General features: G+C 70.3%; 19 protein-coding genes. 12 read left to right on the forward strand and 7 right to left on the reverse strand.

The window, feature by feature from the left end:
- Window positions 1–15: 15 nt before the first annotated feature.
- Window positions 16–1,488: a DEAD/DEAH box helicase gene (locus tag DNK54_RS12905; RefSeq protein ID WP_239460072.1), complete on the forward strand. Its 1,473-nt coding sequence runs from the start codon at window positions 16–18 to the stop codon at window positions 1,486–1,488.
- A 71-nt stretch (window positions 1,489–1,559) separates the two neighbouring features.
- Here DNK54_RS12905 and DNK54_RS12910 read toward each other — a convergent pair whose 3' ends face one another.
- Entirely contained in the window at window positions 1,560–1,961 is a 402-nt protein-coding gene (locus tag DNK54_RS12910; protein ID WP_110207367.1) for a hypothetical protein, read from the reverse strand.
- Window positions 1,962–2,032: 71 nt separating this feature from the next.
- Here DNK54_RS12910 and DNK54_RS12915 point away from each other — a divergent pair, with 71 nt between their 5' ends.
- Window positions 2,033–2,668 (forward strand): MerR family transcriptional regulator, encoded by a 636-nt coding sequence (locus DNK54_RS12915; protein ID WP_162602444.1) that lies wholly within the window; start codon window positions 2,033–2,035, stop codon window positions 2,666–2,668.
- 79 nt (window positions 2,669–2,747) lie between these two features.
- Here the strand turns inward: DNK54_RS12915 and DNK54_RS12920 are convergent, their stop codons facing one another.
- On the reverse strand, window positions 2,748–3,845 hold the full coding sequence (locus tag DNK54_RS12920) for a hypothetical protein (protein ID WP_110207369.1): 1,098 nt from the start codon (window positions 3,843–3,845) through the stop codon (window positions 2,748–2,750).
- Between the two features lie 72 nt (window positions 3,846–3,917).
- A complete protein-coding gene (locus DNK54_RS12925; protein WP_110207370.1) occupies window positions 3,918–4,763 on the reverse strand; it encodes a prephenate dehydratase in 846 nt (281 codons plus the stop codon).
- A gap of 139 nt (window positions 4,764–4,902) precedes the next feature.
- Here DNK54_RS12925 and DNK54_RS12930 point away from each other — a divergent pair, with 139 nt between their 5' ends.
- On the forward strand, window positions 4,903–5,586 hold the full coding sequence (locus DNK54_RS12930; protein WP_204164581.1) for an alpha/beta hydrolase: 684 nt from the start codon (window positions 4,903–4,905) through the stop codon (window positions 5,584–5,586).
- A 111-nt stretch (window positions 5,587–5,697) separates the two neighbouring features.
- Here the strand turns inward: DNK54_RS12930 and DNK54_RS12935 are convergent, their stop codons facing one another.
- On the reverse strand, window positions 5,698–6,447 hold the full coding sequence (locus DNK54_RS12935; RefSeq protein WP_110207371.1) for a MerR family transcriptional regulator: 750 nt from the start codon (window positions 6,445–6,447) through the stop codon (window positions 5,698–5,700).
- 124 nt (window positions 6,448–6,571) lie between these two features.
- On the opposite strand from DNK54_RS12935, the gene DNK54_RS12940 reads away from it, so the two are divergent.
- Both DNK54_RS12940 and DNK54_RS12945 read left to right on the forward strand, forming a co-directional pair.
- On the forward strand, window positions 6,572–7,783 hold the full coding sequence (locus tag DNK54_RS12940; RefSeq protein ID WP_110207372.1) for an acetyl-CoA C-acetyltransferase: 1,212 nt from the start codon (window positions 6,572–6,574) through the stop codon (window positions 7,781–7,783).
- Window positions 7,784–7,816: 33 nt separating this feature from the next.
- A complete protein-coding gene (locus DNK54_RS12945; protein WP_110207373.1) occupies window positions 7,817–10,012 on the forward strand; it encodes a 3-hydroxyacyl-CoA dehydrogenase NAD-binding domain-containing protein in 2,196 nt (731 codons plus the stop codon).
- 87 nt (window positions 10,013–10,099) lie between these two features.
- Here DNK54_RS12945 and DNK54_RS12950 read toward each other — a convergent pair whose 3' ends face one another.
- Window positions 10,100–10,663, reverse strand: a complete 564-nt coding sequence (locus DNK54_RS12950) for a hypothetical protein (RefSeq protein WP_110207374.1) — start codon at window positions 10,661–10,663, stop codon at window positions 10,100–10,102.
- 50 nt (window positions 10,664–10,713) lie between these two features.
- On the opposite strand from DNK54_RS12950, the gene DNK54_RS12955 reads away from it, so the two are divergent.
- The 6 genes from DNK54_RS12955 to DNK54_RS12980 all read left to right on the forward strand — a co-directional run bounded on the left by DNK54_RS12955 (window position 10,714) and on the right by DNK54_RS12980 (window position 17,884).
- Window positions 10,714–11,496 (forward strand): SDR family NAD(P)-dependent oxidoreductase, encoded by a 783-nt coding sequence (locus tag DNK54_RS12955; protein ID WP_204164582.1) that lies wholly within the window; start codon window positions 10,714–10,716, stop codon window positions 11,494–11,496.
- Window positions 11,497–11,602: 106 nt separating this feature from the next.
- Window positions 11,603–12,253 (forward strand): histidine phosphatase family protein, encoded by a 651-nt coding sequence (locus DNK54_RS12960; protein WP_110207375.1) that lies wholly within the window; start codon window positions 11,603–11,605, stop codon window positions 12,251–12,253.
- 98 nt (window positions 12,254–12,351) lie between these two features.
- Window positions 12,352–12,774: a hypothetical protein gene (locus tag DNK54_RS12965; protein WP_110207376.1), complete on the forward strand. Its 423-nt coding sequence runs from the start codon at window positions 12,352–12,354 to the stop codon at window positions 12,772–12,774.
- A complete protein-coding gene (locus tag DNK54_RS12970; protein WP_110207377.1) occupies window positions 12,771–14,279 on the forward strand; it encodes a zinc ribbon domain-containing protein in 1,509 nt (502 codons plus the stop codon). Before DNK54_RS12965 ends, DNK54_RS12970 begins: the two co-directional genes overlap by 4 nt.
- A gap of 148 nt (window positions 14,280–14,427) precedes the next feature.
- Window positions 14,428–15,717, forward strand: coding sequence for a hypothetical protein (locus tag DNK54_RS12975; RefSeq protein ID WP_162602445.1), 1,290 nt, complete (start codon window positions 14,428–14,430; stop codon window positions 15,715–15,717).
- Between the two features lie 106 nt (window positions 15,718–15,823).
- A complete protein-coding gene (locus tag DNK54_RS12980; RefSeq protein WP_162602446.1) occupies window positions 15,824–17,884 on the forward strand; it encodes an acyltransferase family protein in 2,061 nt (686 codons plus the stop codon).
- 52 nt (window positions 17,885–17,936) lie between these two features.
- Here the strand turns inward: DNK54_RS12980 and DNK54_RS12985 are convergent, their stop codons facing one another.
- On the reverse strand, window positions 17,937–18,683 hold the full coding sequence (locus tag DNK54_RS12985; protein ID WP_110207380.1) for an SDR family oxidoreductase: 747 nt from the start codon (window positions 18,681–18,683) through the stop codon (window positions 17,937–17,939).
- A 232-nt stretch (window positions 18,684–18,915) separates the two neighbouring features.
- Window positions 18,916–20,406, reverse strand: a complete 1,491-nt coding sequence (locus DNK54_RS12990) for a hypothetical protein (protein ID WP_110207381.1) — start codon at window positions 20,404–20,406, stop codon at window positions 18,916–18,918.
- Window positions 20,407–20,777: 371 nt separating this feature from the next.
- On the opposite strand from DNK54_RS12990, the gene DNK54_RS12995 reads away from it, so the two are divergent.
- Window positions 20,778–21,425 (forward strand): TetR/AcrR family transcriptional regulator, encoded by a 648-nt coding sequence (locus DNK54_RS12995; protein WP_239460074.1) that lies wholly within the window; start codon window positions 20,778–20,780, stop codon window positions 21,423–21,425.

Consider the following 21,425-nt stretch of genomic DNA (forward strand, 5'->3'; position numbering starts at 1 on the left):
ACGAAGAGATTTTTCTTGTCTGACCAGACGTTCGCCGAGTTCGGCGTGCCCACTGTCCTGTCCACGGTGCTCGCCGAGCGCGGCATCACCCACCCCACCCCGATCCAGGCAGCGACCCTGCCCGACTCGCTGGCCGGCCGCGACGTGCTCGGCCGTGGCCGCACCGGATCGGGCAAGACCTACGGCTTCCTCCTTCCCGTCGTCGCCCGCCTCGTCGCCAGCGGCCGCAAGGCCCGCTCCGGCGCCCCCCGGGCGCTGATCCTCGCGCCGACCCGCGAGCTGGTCGGCCAGATCGAGGAGTCCCTGGCCCCGCTGGCGGCGGCCAGCGGGTTGAGCACGCGCACCGTCTTCGGCGGCGTCGGCCAGAACCCGCAGGTGCAGGCGCTGCGGAAGGGCGTCGACATCGTGATCGCCTGCCCCGGTCGCCTCGAGGACCTCATCAACCAGGGTCACTGCAGCCTGCGTGACGTCGAGATCACCGTGCTCGACGAGGCCGACCACATGGCCGACCTCGGCTTCCTGCCCGGCGTGCGCCGCCTGATGGACCAGACCCCGAAGGACGGCCAGCGGCTGCTCTTCTCGGCGACCCTCGACAAGGCGATCGACGTGCTGGTGAAGCGCTTCCTGGTCGACCCCGTCACCCACGAGGCCGACTCCGCCCAGTCGCCGGTCGCCACCATGACCCACCACGTGCTGCACCTGCAGCGCGACCACCGTCTCCCGGTGCTCGTCGACCTCACCTCCGCGCCCGGGCGCACCGTGGTCTTCACGCGCACCAAGTACGGCGCCAAGGGGCTGGCCCGCCAGCTCAACCGCAACGGGGTTCCGGCCGTCGAGCTGCACGGCAACCTCAGCCAGAACGCGCGCACCCGCAACATGGACGCCTTCCACTCCGGTGAGGCCACCACCCTGGTCGCCACCGACATCGCGGCCCGCGGCATCCACGTGGACGACGTCGCACTCGTCGTGCACGCCGACCCGCCCGCCGAGCACAAGGCCTACCTGCACCGCTCGGGCCGCACCGCCCGCGCCGGTGCCGAGGGCGCCGTCATCACGTTGATGACCGACGACCAGGTCAAGGACGTCCGGGACCTGACTCGCGCCGCTGGCATCAAGCCGAAGATCACCCGCATCGACGGCGCCACCCACCCGGTGTTGAAGGAGCTCGCCCCCGGCGAGCGCAACGCTCCCGGCGCGATCGTCTTCGAGCAGTCTGCCCAGCCGGCCGCCAAAGCGGGTGGCGGTCAGGCCAAGTCCGGCGGTCGCCGTCGCCGTCGCTCCGGTGGCGGCTCGGGCTCCCAGCCGGCCGGGCGTCAGGGCCAGTCCTCCCGCTCCGGCGCTCCTGCCCAGGGCTCGCGTGGCGGCGGCCAGTCGACCGGGCAGGCCCGCAAGCAGGGCTCCACTGGCGGTGGCAGCCGCAAGCCTTCGGGCCGTCGTACGTCGGGTGGGCGCGGGCACAGCGCAGCGTCCTTCAGTTCCGGCCGCTGACCTTGTGCAGTGCGAAGGCCCCGGGGCAACCTCAGGTTGCCCCGGGGCCTTCGTCATGGCCACGCGCGGGTCTACGCGACGAGTAGCCCGATGCCCAGGCTGAGCAGGCCGGCCGCCAGCACGACCGCACCGACGCCGACGAGCGCGATGAAGCCGTTGGGCTCGGTCCGACCTCGTCCCATCGATGCGAAGAAGAATCCGCCGGGCATGAGCAAGGCGGCGACCGGAACGCCCGCGCGGGCGAGCCAGTCGAGGACGCCGGTCTGGGTGGTCGCATCGGCGAGCAGCTGACAGACCAGGCCCAGGATGAGAAGCACGCCGGCATGTGCGTGGCCCGCGCGGGCGAACCTCTCCTGGAACGGTGTGGACGGGACCTTCGCGCGCGCGATCGCCATCAGGTAGGCGCCGCCGCTCTCGACGGTGACCAGCGACAGCAGCAGGACGCCGGCAAGGATGCGGGATTCGTCGGACACGAGACCCCCTTCATTAGATATCTGACTATCCAATAGTTGGGTAGTGAGCTATCCAATGTCAAGATGTGGTGGTGTGGATCTCTGAGCTCTCCGAACGCAGTGGCGTACCCGTGCCGACCGTGAAGTACTACCTGCGTGAGGGGCTGCTCCCGCCGGGGAGGGCGACCGGTGCGACGCGCGCTGTCTACGACGATCGCCATGTGCAGCGGCTCCGACTCATCCGTGCGCTCGTCGAGGTCGCGGGGATGGGAGGTGAGCGCATCCGTGCGGTGATTGCTGCGGTCGACGACCAGCGGGCCGACCTGCACGACGTACTCGCCAGTGCGCACGAGGAGCTCTCTCCGGTGCCCGAGCGCGAGCCGTCGGCGGAGGCGCGGGAGGCCGTCGCCCGCCTGATCGACCTACGTGGATGGCAGGTGACGCCGAGGGGGCGGCACGCGGAGGCGCTCGCGGCTGCGCTCGACGCTCTGCATGGGGCCGGTCAGGCACTGAGCGAGGATGCGCTCGTTGCCTATGCGGACGCGGTCGCCGGCGTCGCCGCCTTGGAGATCGGCTCGATGTCGGAGGCGAGCAGGGAGGATGCCGCGACGTACGCCGTGATCGGGACCCTGCTCGTCGAGCCGGTGCTGGTCACCTTGCGGCGGTTGGCGCACGAGGACCTGTCGTCGCGCCGCTTCTCGCGGAGCGAGCAAGCACAGCAGCGTTGACGGGGATCGACGGCACTGGTGCGGTGTTGCTGTCGGAAAGTCGACGTCGTAGCGCTGGTGCAGCGAGCGGGACCCCGCGTTACAGCTGCGGGCGCGCCGAGATCTTGCGCGTGATCGTGCAGCCGTCGACGGTGAGCTGCACGCGTCCCTTGCGGAGCCGGTCCTTCAGCAGGCGCACCCGGAGCTTCGTCGTCCGCTTGCCGGTGGCGGTCGAGGCGTCGATCCACCAGCCGGCGTCGGGGTGGAAGCGGCCGAGCGCGAGGGTGCGGGCCGGGCGACCGCAGCCCCGGGGCAGGGAAACCTCCAGGCGGCGTACGACACCTCGGGCGTTGACCCGGAAGCTCACCTGCTTGCCGCTCCAGCGACCCTTGCGAGGACGCTGCCCGGCAGCTCGCACGACGACCGGGGTCGACGCCGTCAGGGTCACCGGCACCCCGGTAGGTCCAGCGCCGGTCAGGGTGGAGGTGAGGCTCCGCCGGCGGTTTCCGGCGCGTGCGGTGACCGGGACCATGACCGTCGCGCTCGCCCCAGCCGTCAGGTCGGGGAGCTCGACCGCCGGAGCCTTGAGGCCGGGGCCGGAGGGCTGGAGGGTAGCGCCCGTGAGCGGGCCGCCACCGGTGTTGGTGACGGTGAGGGGGAGCCGCGTGGTCTGGCTGCGGTAGAGCGGACCCGCAGTGGTGGTGATGCGCGCCACGGGGCCAGGAGCCGAGACCGGTTGGAGGTTCAGCAGCTCAGAGTCCCAGAAGCCGACGTCCTCGTTCGCCTTGACGGTGACGACCACGCAGTCATGGCGCTCGACGCTCTGGCCCCTGTAGTCGAAGGTCAGGATCCGTCCGGATCGAGTGGCGATGGCGTTGGGGGTGAAGGTCCGCGTGCTGCGTTCCTCCCTGTGGATGCACGAGCCTGGGCCGCGCCGACCCCAGATCACGGTGATGATCGCGTCCGTGGCTGCGGTGGGTGCCGCCCCGAGGGTCACCGTCACCTGGCGGCGTCGCGACATGATGTCGGATCGTGCCGTGAGGCGATGGACGTCCTGGGCTGCCGGGAAGAGGTCGGGCTGCTGCCGGGTGTCGCCGGACCCCCGGGTCGCCACCACGACGTCGCCTTCGGCGGCGACCGCCGGTGGCAGGACGGCCACCAGGGCAAGGGTGATCACGGCTCCGAGTACGACGCGCATGTGCGCGAGGCTGCCCGCCCGACCTGCCGGCAAAACCTCGGTGCTCGAACCCGCTGGGTGCTTGCGTGCGCGTCAGGCAGTCTCGGCGCGGAACGGGTGGGCCGGGTAGACGCCGAGCACGCGGATCTCGGTGGTGAAGAACTCCAGCTCCTCCAGGGCACGGGCGAGTGCCGGCTCTTCCGGGTGCCCCTCCACGTCGGCGAGGAAGACGGTTGCGGTGAACTCGCCGTTGACCATGTAGGACTCGAGCTTGGTCATGTTGACGCCGTTGGTCGCGAAGCCGCCCAGCGCCTTGTAGAGCGCAGCCGGCAGGTTGCGCACCTGGAAGACGAAAGTCGTCACGGTCAGACCGTTGTGGGGCGGAGGAATCTGCGGCTGGCGGGCGAGAAGGACGAAACGGGTCGTGTTGTGCTGCTCGTCCTCGACATCGGCCGCCAGCGTCTGAAGGCCGTAGATCTCGCCCGCCAGTGCGGTGGCCAGCGACGCCCGCGTCGGGTCGGCTGCCTCGGCGATCTCCCGGGCCGAGCCGGCGGTGTCGCCGGCGGTGATCGGCGTCAGGCCGAGCTGGTGGATGATCCGTCGGCATTGGCCGAGCGCGTGCACGTGGCTGTGCACGGTGCGCAGGGTCTCGGTGGTCGCGCCGGGCACGGCGAGGAGCTGGAAGTGGATCGGCATGAAGTGCTCGCCGATGATGTGCAGCCCCGAGGTCGGCAGGAAGTGGTGGATGTCGGCGACTCGGCCGGCGAGCGAGTTGTCGATCGGAATCATCGCCAGATCCGCGGTGCCGTCCTGGACCGCACCGAGCGCGTCCTCGAAGGAGGCGCACGGCAACGGCTCGAGGTCCGGACGGACCTCACGGCAGGCGATGTCGGAGTTGGCCCCCGGCTCGCCCTGGTAGGCGATCTTCCCTGTGCTCACCAGCCCATGCTCCCAGCAATGGGAACGGGCGTCTCATCAGGGGAGATCCTGAGTACCCTCGGCGGGGGCGCGCTGAGTCGCCCGCGAGGCTCGATCGCCCGGCTTGGGCAGGTCTCGTCGTACGACCGTGAGGCCCGACATGTCCTTCCCTGCGCCCGTCACCGTCCACGCCGGCTCCGAGGATCCGCAGGCGCCCCTGGTGGTGCTCTTCCACGGCATCGGCGAGGACGAGTCGATGTTCGCTCCCGCCGTACCGCACCTGCCCGCGACAGCGGGCCTCGTCCTCATGCGCGGCCCGATCGCGACCGGACGCGGCTACAACTGGTTCGAACGCCGTGACGGACGGATCCACCCACCCTCGCTCGTGCGGGTGATGGATTGGTTCGAGGCGTGGATCGACGAGACCGCAGCGGGTCGTCCGGTCGTCGTCGTAGGGTTCAGCGCCGGCTCCGCCTTCGCCGGGAGCCTGGTGCTCCGCAGCCCTGGCCGGTACGCCGGAGCAGCGGTCCTCTCGGGGGCGATCCCGGTGGAGAGCCTGGGCGGTGAGGTCGGTCTTGCTGGCCGACTGAGCGGCCTGCCGGTCTTCCTGGCCGTCAGCGAGCAGGACGCGATCATCCGCGAGGAGTACACCCGCGAGACCTGGCACTACCTCGTCGAGGAGTCCGGCGCAGAGGTCACCACCCGCCGTGACCCGGGCATCCACGAGGTCACCGAGGCGACCGCCGTGGAGCTCGGCCGGTGGCTCGAGCGGGTGTGCGCCGGGTTGGGAACCGGAACGACGACCGCCCGCAGGCAGGGCGAGTGCGCGCAAACAACACGTTGAGTGCGCGCAAGTGAAGCCTTGAGTGCGCGCAAATGGTCGCTTCGTCGTACTCGCCTCGTCATCTGCGCGAAGTGAACGCCGTATTTGCGCGAACTCGACGCCGAAGGGGGATCAGCGCTGGGGGGCGGGGGCGTCGCCGGTGAGGCGGGCGATGCGCCCACCGATGGCGCGGGTGACGGCCGCTTCGTAGTGGCTCACCAGCGCCGCAGTGGTGATCGGTTTGATCGACTCGACGGCGCGCTGCAGATCCTCGGGCTTGGCGCCGGAGGCACGGAAGGCGGGCCAGACGAGCTCGTGGAAGAGGGCGTTCAGGGACTCGGCGATCACCGTGGCGTGCTCGGTGAAGATGTCACGCGCGGCGGCCGCGGCCTCCTTCGGATAGCCGAACTGGATCAGCACGAAGCAGGCGTCGAGGAGCGAGGTGGCCACCTCGAAGCGGCCGTCCTCGGTGAGCGTGATCGCCTCCAGGGCCACCAGCACCTCGAGTTCGTCGTCGGTCAGCACCCGGCCGGCGCGGTCGTCGAGCTCGGCGCGGGTCAGCGTCTCCGACTGCTCCGCCGTCCACGGCGCGAGCAGGGTGCGATGCAGCACGATCGACTCGGGGGTGGCGTCGGCGGGCACGCGCGCGACGTACTTCTCGATGGCGGCGAGCGTGAAGCCGTGGGCCTGGAGCTCGCGCACCAGCTCGAGGCGGGCCACGTGCACGGGTGTGTAGAAGCCCTGTCGCCCGCGCTTCAAGGGCGGCGGCACCAGGCCCCGCGTGGTGTAGAAGCGCACGTTGCGCACGCTCATGCCCACCTGCTCGCACACCTCGTCGAGGGTCAGCAGGCCGGCGTCCGGCGCCTCGTCGGCTGTCGCCATCGGACCCCCTTCGATTCCATGACTCAGGTCACACCATTGCGCTTACTGACAGTCATGGTGTCACAATCTGGGTTGTGCGGTCGTAGCGAGACGCCGCACGACCGTATCGACTCCAAGGATGGTCATGGCAGAAGCATTCGTGTACGACCACATTCGCACCCCGCGCGGCAAGGGCAAGAGCTCGGGCTCGTTGCACGAGGTCAAGCCGGTGGACCTCGTGGTCGGGCTCGTCGAGGAGCTCATCAAGCGCAACCCCGACCTCGACACCGAGCGGATCGACGACCTGGTGCTCGGCGTCGTCTCCCCGATCGGCGACCAGGGTGGCGACATCGCCAAGACGGCTGCGCTCAAGTCCGGGCTTCCCGAGACGACTGCCGGCGTCCAGCTGAACCGCTTCTGTGCCTCGGGCCTGGAGGCCGTCAACCAGGCCGCCTCCCGCGTGCGCGGCGGCTTCGAGGACCTGATCCTCGCCGGCGGCGTGGAGTCGATGAGCCGGGTGCCGATGGGCTCCGACGGCGGCGCCTGGGCGACCGACCCCGACACGGCCCTCAAGACCGGCTTCGTCCCGCAGGGCATCGGCGCCGACCTGATCGCGACCATCGAAGGCTGGAGCCGTGAGGACGTCGACGCCTTCGCCGCGCAGTCCAACGCCCGCGCCGCCGCGGCCTGGGAGGCCGGCTACTTCAAGAACTCGGTGGTCCCGGTCAAGGACCTCAACGGCCTGACCGTGCTCGACCACGACGAGCTGATCCGTCCCAGCACCACGGTCGAGAGCCTCAGCGCCCTCAAGCCCTCCTTCGCCGGCATCGGCAAGGACGCCGGCTTCGACGACGTCGCGCTGGAGAAGTACCACTGGCTCGAGGGCATCAACCACGTGCACCACGCCGGCAACTCCTCGGGAATCGTCGACGGCTCCGCGCTGGTCCTGCTCGGCTCCGAGCAGGTCGGCAAGGATCTCGGCCTGACGCCGCGGGCGCGAATCGTCTCTGCCGCCGTCTCCGGCGCCGACCCGGTGATCATGCTGACCGGCCCGGCCCCGGCGGCTCGCAAGGCTCTCGCCAAGGCCAACCTCGACGTCAAGGACATCGACCTCTTCGAGATCAACGAGGCCTTCGCTGCGGTGGCGATGCGGTTCATGCGCGACATGGGCATCACCGACGAGATCACCAACGTCAACGGCGGCGCGATCGCCATGGGCCACCCGCTCGGTGCCACCGGCGCGATGATCCTCGGCACGCTGATCGACGAGCTCGAGCGTCGCGGCCAGAAGCGCGGCCTCGCCACGCTCTGCGTCGGCGGTGGCATGGGCATCGCCACCATCGTGGAACTGATCTGACCGGACCTGCGACCAACACAAGGACTTACAGCAATGACTGACACCCAGACCGCGGTCCGCTACGACCGGGACGCCGACGGCATCGTCACCCTGACTCTGGACGACCCGACCGCCAGCGCCAACACGATGAACGAGCTCTACCAGAGCTCCATGAACGCAGCCGTCGACCGGCTCTACGCCGAGGCCGACGACGTCACCGGCGTCGTCATCGCCTCGGCGAAGAAGACCTTCTTCGCCGGCGGCAACCTCAAGAACATGGTGCAGTCCACCAAGGACGACGCCCAGGCCGTCTTCGAGATGGCCGAGAGTGTGAAGGCCGGCCTGCGCCGCCTCGAGCTCTTCCCGCGCCCGGTGGTCGCCGCGATCAACGGCGCCGCGCTCGGCGGCGGCTTCGAGATCTGCCTGGCCACCAACCACCGGATCGCCTGGGACGACAACTCGGTGCAGATCGGTCTGCCCGAGGCGTCCCTCGGCCTGCTGCCCGGTGGTGGCGGCGTCACTCGCGTCACTCGCCTCCTCGGCATCCAGAGCGCCCTGATGGACGTGCTTCTCCAGGGTCCGCGCTTCAAGCCCGCCGCCGCCAAGGCGAAGGGCCTGATCGACGAGCTGGTCGGCTCGGTCGATGAGCTGGTGCCGGCCGCCAAGGCCTGGATCCTCGCCAACAAGGACAACGAGGATGCGGCGAAGAACCCCTGGGACCGCGCGGGCTACAAGATGCCCGGCGGCACCCCGAAGTCCCCTGCCCTGGCGGCCTTCCTGCCGGCGTTCCCGGCGCTGCTGCGCAAGCAGCTCAAGGGCGCCGACTTCCCGGCCCAGAAGGCGATCCTCTCCGCCGCCGTCGAGGGCGCGCAGGTGGACTTCGACACCGCGTCGCGCATCGAGTCGCGCTACCTGACGAAGCTGATCGTCAACCAGCAGTCGAAGAACATGATCCAGGCGTTCTTCTTCGACCTGCAGGCGATCGGAGCCGGCTCGCTGCGCCCCTCCGGGCCGCCCAAGTACCGCGCCACCAAGGTCGGCGTGCTCGGCGCGGGCATGATGGGCGCCGGCATCGCCTACGTCTGTGCGCAGGCGGGCATGGAGGTCGTGCTCAAGGACGTCGAGGTCGCCAACGCCGAGAAGGGCAAGGCCTACAGCGAGGGCATCCTCGACAAGGCGATCGCCAAGGGTCGCAGCACCGAGGAGAAGAAGGCCGCCCTGCTCGGCCGGATCACCGCGACCGCTGACCCCGCCGACCTGGCCGGTTGCGACCTGGTCATCGAGGCGGTCTTCGAGGACGTCGCCCTCAAGCAGAAGGTCTTCGCCGAGGTCATCGACCACGTCAATCCCGACGCGCTGCTCTGCTCCAACACCTCGACGCTGCCGATCACCGAGCTCGCCTCCGGCGTCGCCCGCCCGGCGGACTTCATCGGCCTGCACTTCTTCTCGCCGGTCGACAAGATGCCGCTGGTCGAGATTATCCGCGGCAAGGAGACCTCCGACGAGGCGCTCGCCAAGGCGTACGACGTGGTGCAGCAGATCCGCAAGACCCCGATCGTCGTCAACGACAGCCGTGGCTTCTACACCTCGCGCGTCATCGGCACCCAGATCAACGAGGGCCTGGCGATGCTGGCCGAGGGCGTCCACCCGATGTCGATCGAGCGTGCCGCCACCACCGCCGGCTTCCCGGTCGGCCCGCTGCAGATCAGCGACGAGCTCAACATGGAGCTGATGGCGAAGATCCGCAAGGCGACCGCCGACGCGGCAGCTCGCGACGGCATCGACCTGGGTCCGGACCCGGCCGGTGACGTGGTGAACAAGATGATCGAGGTCGGTCGTCCCTCCCGTCTCAAGGGCGCAGGCTTCTACAACTACGTCGAGGGGCGTCGTACGAACCTGTGGGAGGGCATCGGCGAGGCGTTCCCGTCCGCCGAGGTGCAGATCCCGATCCAGGACATGCGCGACCGGATGATGTTCATCGAGGCGCTCGAGACTGCCAAGTGCTTCGAGGAGAACGTCGTGACCTCCTCGGTGGCGGCCAACATCGGCTCGATCATGGGCATCGGCTTCCCGGCCAACACCGGTGGTGCGGCGCAGTTCATGACCGGCTACGAGGGCGCCGACGGCGAGATCGGCCTGACTGCCTTCGTGAAGCGGGCCGACGAGCTCGCCGAGGCCTACGGTGAGCGCTTCCGCCCGACCCAGTGGCTGCGCGACCGCGCCGCCAGCGGCGAGGGCCTGCCTGCCTGATCCTCAGCTCCACCCCGCGGACGCCATGCGTTCAGCGAGCTCCGGCTCGTCGAACGCATGGCGTTGCGCATTGCGCACCGGTCGGCGTCAGCTGGTGGTCGGTTCGCCGAGGATCCGCTCGCACTTCTTCAGCGCCTCGACGTAGGTCTGCCGGGCGCTCTGCGAGGGCTCGTCCTGGTCGCCGGTGATAGCCGCCAGCAGGGCCGGGCGCAGCACCTCGGCATCGATGTCGCCGGCACAGTCGATGTAGCGCTGCTCCGCCTTGGCGGTCAGATCGGGGTAGAGGTGCTTGCGGGCGGCGAACTCCGCCTTCACGTCACGGCAGGCGAGCAGCGCGTCGACGTACGTCTCGGCCAGCGGTCCGCCGAGCGAGGGCGAGGCGTCCTCCGGAGCGGTGAGCTCCTTGGTCAGGACGCCGGCCTCGACCAGGCGGTCGACCCCGGCGCCGGCGACGATCTCGTCGGCCAGGCAAGCACCGACGCGGGTCTGCTCGGGCGCGGTGGCGGAGCCGGTGAGCAGCGAGGTGAGCGCTGCCCGCGCCTTCGTCTCGGGGTCCTTCGGCTTGCCGTCACCGCCGGAGTCCGAGCACCCGGCGAGCGGGAGGACCAAGAGGCCGGCACAGGCCAGCGACACCAACACCTTGCGCGACATGGGCCACAGCGTAGTGGTGCCGCGGGAGCCGCGAGGTAGGTTCGGCGACCATGGACGACCAGCAACGACTGCGGGTGTTGGTGACCGGGGCCGGCTCCGGTCTGGGGGCAGCTCTGGCCGATGCCTGGCAGCGCCGCGGCGCGAGGGTGCTGGCCACCGACCGGGACCCGTCCGGCCTCGCCGGGCGCGAGTACGCCGACACGCTCGACATCACCGACGCCGCCGACTGGGTACGGATCCGGGAGCGGGTCGCCCAGGAGTGGGGAGGGCTCGACGTCCTGGTCAACAACGCGGGCGTGCCGGGCGGTGGGCGCATCGACGTGGCCGAGGTCGACGAATGGCGGTGGATCTTCGAGATCAACCTCTTCGGCATGGTGACCGGGCTGCGCGAGCTCGTGCCCCTCTTCAAGTCCCAGCGCTCCGGGCAGATCGTCAACGTGGCCTCGCTGGCTGGCCTGGTGCATCCGGCGGGGATGGGCTCCTACAACGCCGTGAAGTCGGCGGTGGTGGCGCTGACCGAGACGCTGGGTCACGAGCTCGCCGGCTTCGGAGTGGAGGCGTCGGTGGTCTGCCCCAGCTACTTCCGCACCAACCTGATGGACCGCATGCAGGGTGCCGACACGGGGCTCGCCGAGGTCATGCGGGGGTTGGTCACCGGCGCTCCGCTCGGCGCCGACGACATCGCCGAGGCGGTGCTTGACGGACTGGAGCGTGGGGAGCAGCTGATCGTGCCCGACCCTGCCGCGCGTGACGCCGTACGGTTGAAGCGTGAGGACCGGGCCGGGTACGACGCCGTCATGCGGCGGCAGGCGGCGAAGCTCGGCGGTCTCTGAGCACGCCTGCAGCGACGATTTCCACTGAACCGCCACGCGAACCCGGGTCGGTGGCTCACACTGGTGCCGCTGGGCATGGGGCCCGCCAGATCGACGGGGGTACTGCATGGGTCAGGTGGTCCTGGTCCGGCACGGCCAGGCACACGTCGGCCGCAGCGGCGAGGAGCTCTCCCCGCTCGGTTGGGAGCAGGCCCGCATCCTGGGGCAGGCGCTCGCCCAGCGCCGGATCACCCCGTCGCTGATCGCTACCGGCTCGGCGCGGGCCCACCTGGAGACGCTGGAGGCCGTCGCGGAGTCCGCCGGCTGGGACGACGTTCCGACCGTGCTCGACAGCGGCTGGGACGAGTTCGACCACGACGTCCTGGTGCAGCGTCTGCCTGCCGTGGTCGGCGACCCGGAGCCGACGCCGGCGCAGGTGCAGGAGTGGTTCGAGGGCGCGGCCGCGCTGTGGACCAGCGGCTCCGAGGGGCCGGGGGAGTCGTTCGTCGACTTCGTGACCCGGGTGGGCACCGCGCTGGCCGAGGTGTTCGAGATGACCGGGCCGCGCGACACAGCCCTCGTCGTCACCTCGGGCGGCCCGATCGCCGCGATCGCCACGACCTTGCTTCTACCCGGCGCGGACACGGTGCAGGCGGAGCTGTGGCAGCGCCTCAACCGGGTCGTCGTGAGCTGCTCGTCCAGCACCGTCTCCATCGGCTCACGGGGTGCCTCTCTGGTCAGCTTCAACGAACACGCGCATCTGCAGGGCGGTCGGTGATCGCGCGGACACGGCGTGACGTGCCGCTTCTGTCGGCGCGACCTCCTAGTCTCATTCGAGCACGCTCGTCAGAAGTCCGAGAGAGCCGAAGGGGGACGATGACCGCGACCGTACGCCGCTCGTTCAGCGTGGCCTGCTGGGCTCTCTCGGGCCTGTGCTGGGTGGCGCTCGCCTCCGTGTCATGGGCCCAGAGCGGTCCGCTCTCGCGCTCCAGCCTGCTGGACGTGGCCGGTCTGGTGCGCTCCGGCGTCCTGACCTCGCTGCCGGGCTGGGTGCCGTGGGGCGCTCTCCTCCTGCCGATGCTGGGCGCCGTGCTGATCGGCCTCGCGTTCCCACGCTGGGCGCGGTGGGTGCGTGTGGCGGCGTTCCTGGTCGCGGTCCTGGCCTGGTGGGCGGTCACCCGTGAGGTGACCGGGTTCGCCGCGTCGCGTTGGGGGACCGGGCCGTGGCTCGGTGTCGTAGGGATCGGGCTCGGTGTGGTGGGCCTGCTCGTGGAGTCGAAGAAGACGGGGGAGTCATGAACTTCTGCACCAGGTGTGGGCATCCGCTCGGCGCCGACGACGTGTTCTGCGCCAACTGCGGTGCCGCGGTGACGGCTCCGCGTGAGGCGTCGCCGGAGACGCAGCCGCTCGTTGCGCCGCCACCACCCCCTGTGGGTGCCTCGGGCCTCCCGGCGGGAGGCGGTCTCGGGGTGCCTTCCGGTCCAGGCGCGGTGGCTGCCGGGCCGGCCGGCCACATGGTCGGCGTTCTCGACCAACAGCCGGTGGCGCCACCGCGGCCCGCCGGCCGGAGCCGGGCGACCGTCTGGGTGGTGGCCGCGCTCGTGGCGCTCGCCGCCGGCCTCGGCGGTTTCGCGGTCTGGAAGGTCTTCTTCTCCTCCAACACCGGTGCTGACGACCCGGAGCAGGCTGTGCGCGAGGTGCTTGCGGCCGCCGAGGACCAGGATCCGGTGGCGGCACTCACCATGATCAACCCGGGCGAGGCACGAGGTGCCGACGAAGTCTGGGACGCCCTCCACCAGCGCCTGACGCGCGCCGGTGTCACGCCCAAGGACGGCGTGTTCAGTGCGGCCGACGTCTCCTTCGACGACGTCGACCTGGAGGTCGAGTCCGTCAGCGACCACGCGGCCAAGGTGCACCTGCGCGACGGCACCGTCTCGCTCAGCCTGCGCGCCGAAGACTTCCCGGACGCACTCGACGGTATCGCTTCCGAGGCGCGCGAGGAGCTCGGCAGCAGTTGGAGCAGGAAGTTCGACATCTCCGAGGTGGCGGACGACGTCTACGCCTACGACTGGGAGCACGACCGGGAGATCCCGACGGGGCTCTTCGTGATGGTGGTCGAGGTCGACGGCCGCTGGTATGTCTCCCCGACCGCCACGGCGGCCGAGTACCTGGCCTTCGACTGGTTCGGCCAGGGCGGCGACTGGTCGGCGTACGACGACGGCCGGAAGCGCGACGCGGTCGGCGCGGAGAGCCCGGAGGAGGCGCTCGCCAGCCTTGCCGACGCGGCGAACGGTGACGACCTGCCGACGATGCTCGACGCCCTTCCGGAGGGCCAGGGCGACCTCCTGCGTCCGTTCGTGGAACTGGTGGAGCGGGAGCTGGCAAATGACGACGCCGGCTTCACTCTCGATCTCCGGGCACAGGACGTGCGAGCGGGCGACGAGGAGGACGGCCTGGTGCGGCTGGAGATCGACCGCCTGGAGCTGGGCGTCAACGGCATCGAGGGCGGCGACCCCTACCCCAACACGGTAGGCGTCGACGGCAGCTGCGGCTGGGCCCTGGGCTACACCGGCGACCGGATCGAGGGCTGCGCGCCGACCTGGCTGAAGCAGGTCAGTGGCATCGACCACGCCTTCGTGATGGTGCGTGAGAACGACGGGGTGTGGCAGGTGGACCCGTTCGCCACCGCGCTGGCGTGGCTCGAGGAGGTCGCCACGAACGTGCCCGACGACGAGCTCGACTCGTTGATCAGCGCGATCGACTCGGGCGACGTCGAGGAGTGGTTTGAGCAGCGGGTCGGCTGAGCATCCTCCTACTCTGACGGCCGTCAAGGCCTGACCGACCGATCGAGATCTCGGGGGAGCAATGGGCAACTGCAGCGCGTGTGGGCAGCCGCTGGCTGAAGGGCTGCGGTTCTGCACCGCCTGTGGCACGCCGGTTGCAGCCGGCCCTATGAGCGGCCCCGCACCCGGCGCTGTGAGCGGCCCCGCACCCGGCGCTGTGGGTGGTCCTGCCGTTGCCGGCCACCAGCCAGCGGCGGCTCCGGGCACACCGCCGCCGGCCGGTAGGCGGCTCTCCGGCGGCGCCCTGGCCGGTCTGCTGCTCGCGGTGCTCGCGCTCGGCCTGGGCGGCTTCGCGGTCTGGAAGGTCTTCTTCTCCGAAGACAGTGGTGCCGACAGTCCCGAGGAGGCGGTCACCGAGCTGCTCGAGGCGGGCGCCGACCAGGACGCCGTCGCTGCGCTGCGGATGCTCAACCCCGATGAGGTCAAGGGTGCCGACGAGGTCTACGAGGCGCTCAACGATCGGATGGACGATGCGGGCATGACCGACGACGGAGCGGTCAGCGGCACCTCGCTCACGGTGAAGGATCTCGATGTCGAGGTGGAGGAGCTCAGCGAGCATGCCTCGAAGGTCAGCCTGACCGGCGGCAAGCTGCAGGTGAAGGTGGACTTCGACAAGCTGCCCGATCAGTTCGCCGAGCAGGCCGCTGTCGGGCGCGACGAGTACGGCGACTCCTTCACGCGGGAGTTCGACCTCGCGGCGCTGCGCGACGAGTTCGGCATCGACGAGGCGCCGTTCCTCATCACGGTGGAGGTCGACGGACGCTGGTACGTCTCGCCGATCGCCACGGTCGCCGAGTACATCGCCCTGGACGCCACCGGCCACGGCGGCGACTGGGCGGCGTACGAGGAGGGGCTGAAGCGCAAGTCGCGCACCGCCGACGCCCCCGAGGATGTCCTCGGCGTGCTGGCCGACTCCTTCCGGCTGGACGATCTCGACGGCTTCCTCGACGCGCTCCCACCGGGGCAGGGCAACCTCGTGCGGCCCTACCTCGGCTTCGTGGAGGACGCGATCCATGAGGAGGGACTGCCGGAGATGTCGCTCGACTACGAGCCGGTCGATGTGCGCGCGGGCGAGGAACGGGACGGACTGGCCCGTGTCGACCTGGGTGAGGCGCGGCTGCGGCTGTTCGCCACGGAGAGTCCGAGCGCAGCCGGAGAGTTCGGGGTTGACGGCCTCTGTTTCTATGCGCGCTCCTCCGACGACCCGGAACCGGACTCCGGCTGTCTGCCCGAGGAGTTCTCCGAGGCGACCGGCGAGGACAGCTTCTTCGTGATGGCGCGCAAGCGCGACGGCGGTTGGCAGCTCGACCCCATGGCCACGCTCGTCGCCTGGGCCGACGCCGCGGTCGGCAACATCTCGAGCGACGACGTGATGGAGCTCCTCGACCTGGCCGGCTAGCGGTGATGTCCAGCAGGGTCGGTCGAGGAGCCGGCCTTCCGGAGGGTCGCGCGCTGAGCAGCCTTCACTTCGGCCCGAGACGGGTCGCTGTGCGAGACTGCCCGCCGTGACCGAGCAGACCCAGGCCCGCCCCCGGGCCAAGCGCGGCGACATCCAGGGCCTGCGCGCCCTCGCGGTCGGACTCGTGGTGGTCGCTCACGCCGGCGTGCCGGGACTGGACGGCGGCTTCGTCGGCGTCGACGTCTTCTTCGTGCTCAGCGGCTTCCTGATCACCGGCCTGCTGCTGGCCGAGGGCGAGCGGACCGGCCGGGTCAGCATCGCCAGCTTCTACGCGCGCCGGGCGCGGCGGATCCTGCCGGCGGCCACCCTGGTGCTGCTGGCCGTGTTGGCCTGGGCCGCGTGGCAGGAGCCGGTCACCCGCCTCGAGTCGATCCGCTCGGATGCGCTCTGGTCCTCGGTCTTCCTGGCCAACTTCCACTTCGCTTCGATCGGCACCGACTACTTCGCAGTCGGGGCCGAGTCACCGGTCCAGCACTACTGGTCGCTCGCCGTCGAGGAGCAGTTCTATCTGGTGTGGCCGCTGATCGTGCTGGCCCTGCTGCTGGTGCGAGCCCGTCGCCGGGTCCTCTTCGGGGTACTGGCGTCACTCACCGTCGCCTCGCTCGCGTGGTCGGTCTGGCTCACCCACAGCTCACCCATCGAGGCCTACTTCTCCTCACCCGCCCGTGCCCACGAGCTCGGCATCGGGGCGCTGCTGGCGATGGCGGCGCCGTACCTCGCCGGCATGGGAGACCGGCTGCGCAACCTGCTGGTGGTGGTCGGCCTCGCGATGGTGCTCGCCGCCACGCTGGGGTACGACGCCACGACTGCCTTCCCGAGCTGGAACGCGCTGCTTCCGGTGCTGGGCACGGCCGCGCTGGTCGCCGCTGGATGCGGCCGGGAGGCGCAGCTCTCCCGGCTGTTGGGCCGCCAGCCGCTGCGTTACCTCGGCGACCTCTCCTACTCGATCTACCTGTGGCACTGGCCGGTGCTCATCCTCGGCGAGCAGTACGCCGACACGCACCTCGAGACTGCAGGGCTGCTGGTGCTGACGCTGGTGCTCTCTTCGCTCAGCTACCACTTCGTCGAACAGCCCTTCCAGACCGGGCGAGTGCCGAAGCTCGCCGGCAAGCGGTTCCTGGTGCTGTGGCCGGCCTCGCTGGCGCTGGTGCTCGTGGGCTCGCAGCTGGCGACCAGCTACGGCGACGCCGCCTTGGAGCGCAGTCGACAAGAAGCGGCGGCCTACTACGACAAGCACCCGGAGGCGTTGCGCTCCGCGCAGCGGACCGATATCGAGAAGTCGTTGCAAGACGCCCTCCGGTTGGCCGACGAGGGTGCTCCGGTGCCTCCGCAGCTGAAGAACCTGGAGCGACTGGGTCGCGACGTCTGGCAGGGCCCGTTCCGCGGCTGCTACGCGTCGTTCCCCGACACGACGGCGAAGATCTGCCCGGCCGGCGACCTGGAGGCGGAGCGCACGGTGGTGGTCCTCGGTGACTCGCACGCGGGCATGTGGGCACCGGCGGTGACTGCGATCGGGAAGCGGGAAGGCTTCACGGTGCTGCCGATCCTGAAGGTCGGCTGCGCTCCGTTCGATGTGCCGCAACGCAACAAGGGCACCGACTATCCCGAATGTCCAGAGTTCCGTGACTGGGCGATGGAGCAGGTGCGGGAGATCCGACCGGACGCCATCGTCGTCGCCCATCGCGGTCTGCTCGAGGTCGAGGGTGACAGTGACGAGGAGCGCGAGGAGCGGTGGCGCGACGGCGTCTCGGAGACCGTCGCTGAGCTGGTGGCGATCACCCCGGTGGTCAAGGTGCTGGGCGACATCCCCACGGCGCCTGCCGAGCCGCGTGACTGCCTCAACGAGGCGGGTGCGAGCCTGGAGGACTGCGTGGTCGCCGAGGAGGGAGCGGAGATCCGCTCCAACCCGATCACCCGCGAGGCGGCCACCGCAGCCGGCGCCGACTACGTCGACAGCACGTCGCTCATCTGCCAGCAGGGGCGCTGCCCGATGGTGGTCGGCGATGTCGTGACCTACCGCGACAAGGCGCACCTCTCCCTCTCCTGGACGAAGATCATCTCCCGGCGCCTCGGCGAGCTGCTGCGCCTCACGCCCCCGAGCCGCTGAGCGGCGACCTGCTGCTGGGTGAGCATGTGCGCAGGGTCCACCATCGGTCGCGCTAGATCAGTCTCTTGAAGATCGGCAGCGGCGCGTGCTTCATCACCGTGCTCATCGGTGCCCAGGGCCAGGGCGGCACGCACGCCGACTCCTTCTCCTTCTCGATGGCGGTGACCATGGCACGCACGCCCTTCTCGGTGGAGACGAGGAGCGGGTTCTTGTTCTCCGTGCGGTCGTTCATCTCCGACTCGATGTAGCCGGGGTAGAGCACGGTGACCTTGATCGGCTTGCCGTAGAGCTCGGTGCGCAGCCCTTCGGCAAGGTGGGCGACGCCGGCCTTCGTGGCGGCGTACGTCGTCATGGTCTTGGGCATGCCCCGCATCGCCGACATCGACGAGACCATGACGAAGTGCCCGCGCCCCTGTGCGCGGAAGATCTCCATCGCCGCCTCGGACTGGGCGAGCGCCGCAACGAAGTTGGTCATCGCGGTCTCCCGGTTGGCGTCGTACCGCCCGGTGCCGATCGGGGAGCCCTTGCCGAGCCCGGCGTTGACGACGATCCGGTCGAGAGTGCCGAAGTCTGCGGCGAACCCGCGAAACACTTCGAAGACCGCCGCATCGTCGGTCACGTCGAGCGCGCGCACCTCGATCCGACGGTCGGGATGCCGGGCCAGGATCTCGGCCTTGAGCGTCTCCAGCTTGTCGGTGCGCCGAGCACACAGCGCGAGGTCGTTGCCGCGGGCAGCGAACTGGCGGGCCATCTCGGCGCCCAGGCCGGCGCTGGCGCCCGTGATCAGGATCGTCGTCACGCCGTCGAGGTTACCGGTGAGTCTCCCCGCCCCGCCGAAGAGCCAGCTTCAGCACGTTGAGACGCCAACTTCAGCACGTTGAGACGCCAGCTTCAGGGCCAAGGCGCCGTACGACGGCCAGCGCGGATGAGCTCCTCATGTTGGAGCTGGCTTCTCAACGTGCTGGAAGTGGCTTCTCAACGTGCTGGAAGTGGCTTCTCGAGGGAGTTGGGAGATGGTCTGACTACCGCTGCTACCGCTGGAGCCGGGGTCCGGTGCGTAGCCACCAGCGAGCGGCGGCGCGGAGGTCGCCCGGCATCGCGGGGTCCTCGGCGAGGGTGGTCAGCAGGGGGTGAGCAGTCATGCCGGCGGCGAACAGGGCGCTGCGTCGTACGGCGCCGCCCTCGGAGAGCGCGTCGGCGAGGGTCGCGGCCGGGAGCCGCAAGCCCGACTGGGCGGCCATGCCGAGCCCAGCGGAGCGGATCACCGGGTCCGCTGAGGCCAGCCACGGCTCCACGGTCCCAGCGGTGGCCTCCCAGGGCAGCATCAGGTTGGCGAAGGCTGACGCGGCGCCGTGCCGGGTGGTCTCGTCGGGTCCGTCGAGTGCCGCCTCGAAGAGCACTGGCTGCAGGTCGGGAGAGAACGGCGAGGCGTTGAGGAGGAACGACGAGGTCACCGCGTGCGTCGCCCGGAAGTCGTAGAGGAGCTCGAAGATCAGGCGGGCCAGCATCGGTTCGCCAGGACGGCCGGCGGCGACCCGCTCGGCGTACTCGGTCGCCAGGGTGTAGTGCAGGTTACGTCGGTCTCGGGTCCAGGCAACCGGGCGGCGGGGCGGCTCCAACGGGGTGGTCAACAGGCCGGCCACGGTCTCCCGGAAGCCGGGGTCGCAGGCCGCCAGGGTCTGGGCCAGCGCCGTACGCCGCCCCTCGTCCCCGACGGTCCGGTTGCAGGCGTCTGCGAAGACGGCCGCCAGGTCGGTCCACGCCGCTCGCGGAAGGCCGCCGACGCTGCGCATGTTCTGGATCGCCAGGCCGGCAGACCGGGCGAGGTCCTCGCGATCGTGGAGCAGCAGCTCGCCGCACCACCGGGCCAGCTCGGGGGTCGGCCTCTCCGAGGCGGCGCTCAGCAGGTCGGCGTGCACCTGGTTGCCCTCCTCGAGCACGATCTCGCGGATCACGTCGGCCACCGCGGCGCCGTACTCGCTGCAGCGGAACTTGGCGAGTGCCTCGTAGCGCGTTGTGTAACCCACCGCGACGGCGCGGCCGAGCTCCTCGGCGAGGTGGTGCAGGTGAGGCGTGATGGCGCTCAGCGGCAGGCCGCGTGTCCCGGTCACGTGGTGCTCCGCAAACCTGAGCCAGTCGGCGCCCTCCGGTGCGTCGTCGACCCGGTCACAGCACTCCGAGAAGTCTTCGAGGGTGTCAGCGGGCAGGTGGGCGGCGAGTTCGGCGGGTGCGTAGGAGTAGGTGCGGCAGAGCACGTCGATCGGCGCACGCAGCCACCCGTAGGGGAGGTCGAGCGCCGTCTCGTAGTGGGCGATCGCGCGGCTGTTGCGGGCGCCGTGGGTCTCCAGGCGGGAGAGGGTGGCCGGGGAGGAGGCCATGCCTGTGCCGGTGGCCAGGGCGCGCAGCGGCTGCCCCTGGGCGAGTCGGCTGGCGCGCAACAGCCAGCCGATCCGTGCGGGGATGTCGATGCGGGCGCCGTTGAGCGGAGTGCTGTCGATGAGCTCTCCGACCTTGCGACCCATAGCTCCATAGTGGCGAAACAACGGGGGCTTCGCAGTGTTTCAGCCTGGCCGGTCGGATGAAACATCGTCCCGCGCGGCTCGCGGGCTTGGCATGCTGAGAGATCGCTCAGGGATGACTGGCGCGGCTCGCTTGGTTCGAGCCCCGGTCGTCCGGTTCCCAGCGCGGCCCGGGTCTACCGGGGGGACACGGGCCGCGCTGGGAGCCGCGAGCCCTCTCTGTGGTCACTCCCGGGCGGGATCGTCCCTAACAGATTCGTGGTTGCCAAGGCTTCTGACCACGAATCTGTTAGGGACGATCCCCCCAGGGCGCCGGCAAGTGAAACTAAAAGACAGAGTTGACTGTTTGTTGGTTGCTCTGCGAGCCTGTGGGCGTGACCACCACCCGCGTCCCGCAGGAGGAGCGCACCCGCCTGATGCGGGAGCGCCTGCTCACCGCGTGTGTCGAGCTGCTTATCGAGCGCGGCTGGAGTGGCACTTCGACCACGCTCGTCTCGCAGCGTGCCGGCGTCAGCCGCGGCGCGCAGCTGCATCACTTCCCGAGCAAGGCCGCCCTCGTGATGGCCGCGGTGGAGTGGCTTGCCGAACGCCGCCGCGAGGAGCTGGCCGCGCTCGCCGACGGCCTGCCCCGTGGTCGCGGTCGCACCCGAGCTGTCGTCCAGGCGCTGGGTGACCACTTCTCCGGCGAGGTGTTCACCGCGGCGCTCGAGCTGTGGGTCGCCGCGCGAACGGACGCGGAGCTGCTCGGTGTGCTCGGCCCCTTCGAGCAGCGCATCGGTCGGGAGACCCACCGCGTAGCTGTCGATCTCCTCGGCGTGGACGAGACGGTGCCCGGGGCCAGGGAGCTGATCCAAGCGACTCTCGACCTGGTGCGCGGCCTGGGCCTGGCCAACACGATCTCCGACGACACTGCACGTCGCCGCCGGATCCTCAACCGCTGGGCCGACCAGCTCGATGAGGCGCTGGGACTTCGCGCCCCCGGCGCTGCGCCCCGTCCCGATCGCAAGGAGACGCCCCGATGA

The sequence above is a fragment of the Nocardioides daejeonensis genome, assembly GCF_003194585.1.
Lineage (GTDB): Bacteria > Actinomycetota > Actinomycetes > Propionibacteriales > Nocardioidaceae > Nocardioides > Nocardioides daejeonensis.

Excerpts from the sequence above, each read along its gene's own strand:
- DNK54_RS12970 (WP_110207377.1), top strand. The coding sequence starts at position 12,771 with ATGAACTTCTGCACCAGGTGTGGGCATCCGCTCGGCGCCGACGACGTG.
- DNK54_RS12930 (WP_204164581.1), top strand. The coding sequence starts at position 4,903 with ATGTCCTTCCCTGCGCCCGTCACCGTCCACGCCGGCTCCGAGGATCCG.
- DNK54_RS12965 (WP_110207376.1), top strand. The coding sequence starts at position 12,352 with ATGACCGCGACCGTACGCCGCTCGTTCAGCGTGGCCTGCTGGGCTCTC.
- DNK54_RS12920 (WP_110207369.1), bottom strand. The coding sequence starts at position 3,845 with ATGCGCGTCGTACTCGGAGCCGTGATCACCCTTGCCCTGGTGGCCGTC.
- DNK54_RS12945 (WP_110207373.1), top strand. The coding sequence starts at position 7,817 with ATGACTGACACCCAGACCGCGGTCCGCTACGACCGGGACGCCGACGGC.
- DNK54_RS12955 (WP_204164582.1), top strand. The coding sequence starts at position 10,714 with ATGGACGACCAGCAACGACTGCGGGTGTTGGTGACCGGGGCCGGCTCC.
- DNK54_RS12960 (WP_110207375.1), top strand. The coding sequence starts at position 11,603 with ATGGGTCAGGTGGTCCTGGTCCGGCACGGCCAGGCACACGTCGGCCGC.
- DNK54_RS12940 (WP_110207372.1), top strand. The coding sequence starts at position 6,572 with ATGGCAGAAGCATTCGTGTACGACCACATTCGCACCCCGCGCGGCAAG.
- DNK54_RS12935 (WP_110207371.1), bottom strand. The coding sequence starts at position 6,447 with ATGGCGACAGCCGACGAGGCGCCGGACGCCGGCCTGCTGACCCTCGAC.
- DNK54_RS12950 (WP_110207374.1), bottom strand. The coding sequence starts at position 10,663 with ATGTCGCGCAAGGTGTTGGTGTCGCTGGCCTGTGCCGGCCTCTTGGTC.
- DNK54_RS12990 (WP_110207381.1), bottom strand. The coding sequence starts at position 20,406 with ATGGGTCGCAAGGTCGGAGAGCTCATCGACAGCACTCCGCTCAACGGC.
- DNK54_RS12975 (WP_162602445.1), top strand. The coding sequence starts at position 14,428 with ATGAGCGGCCCCGCACCCGGCGCTGTGAGCGGCCCCGCACCCGGCGCT.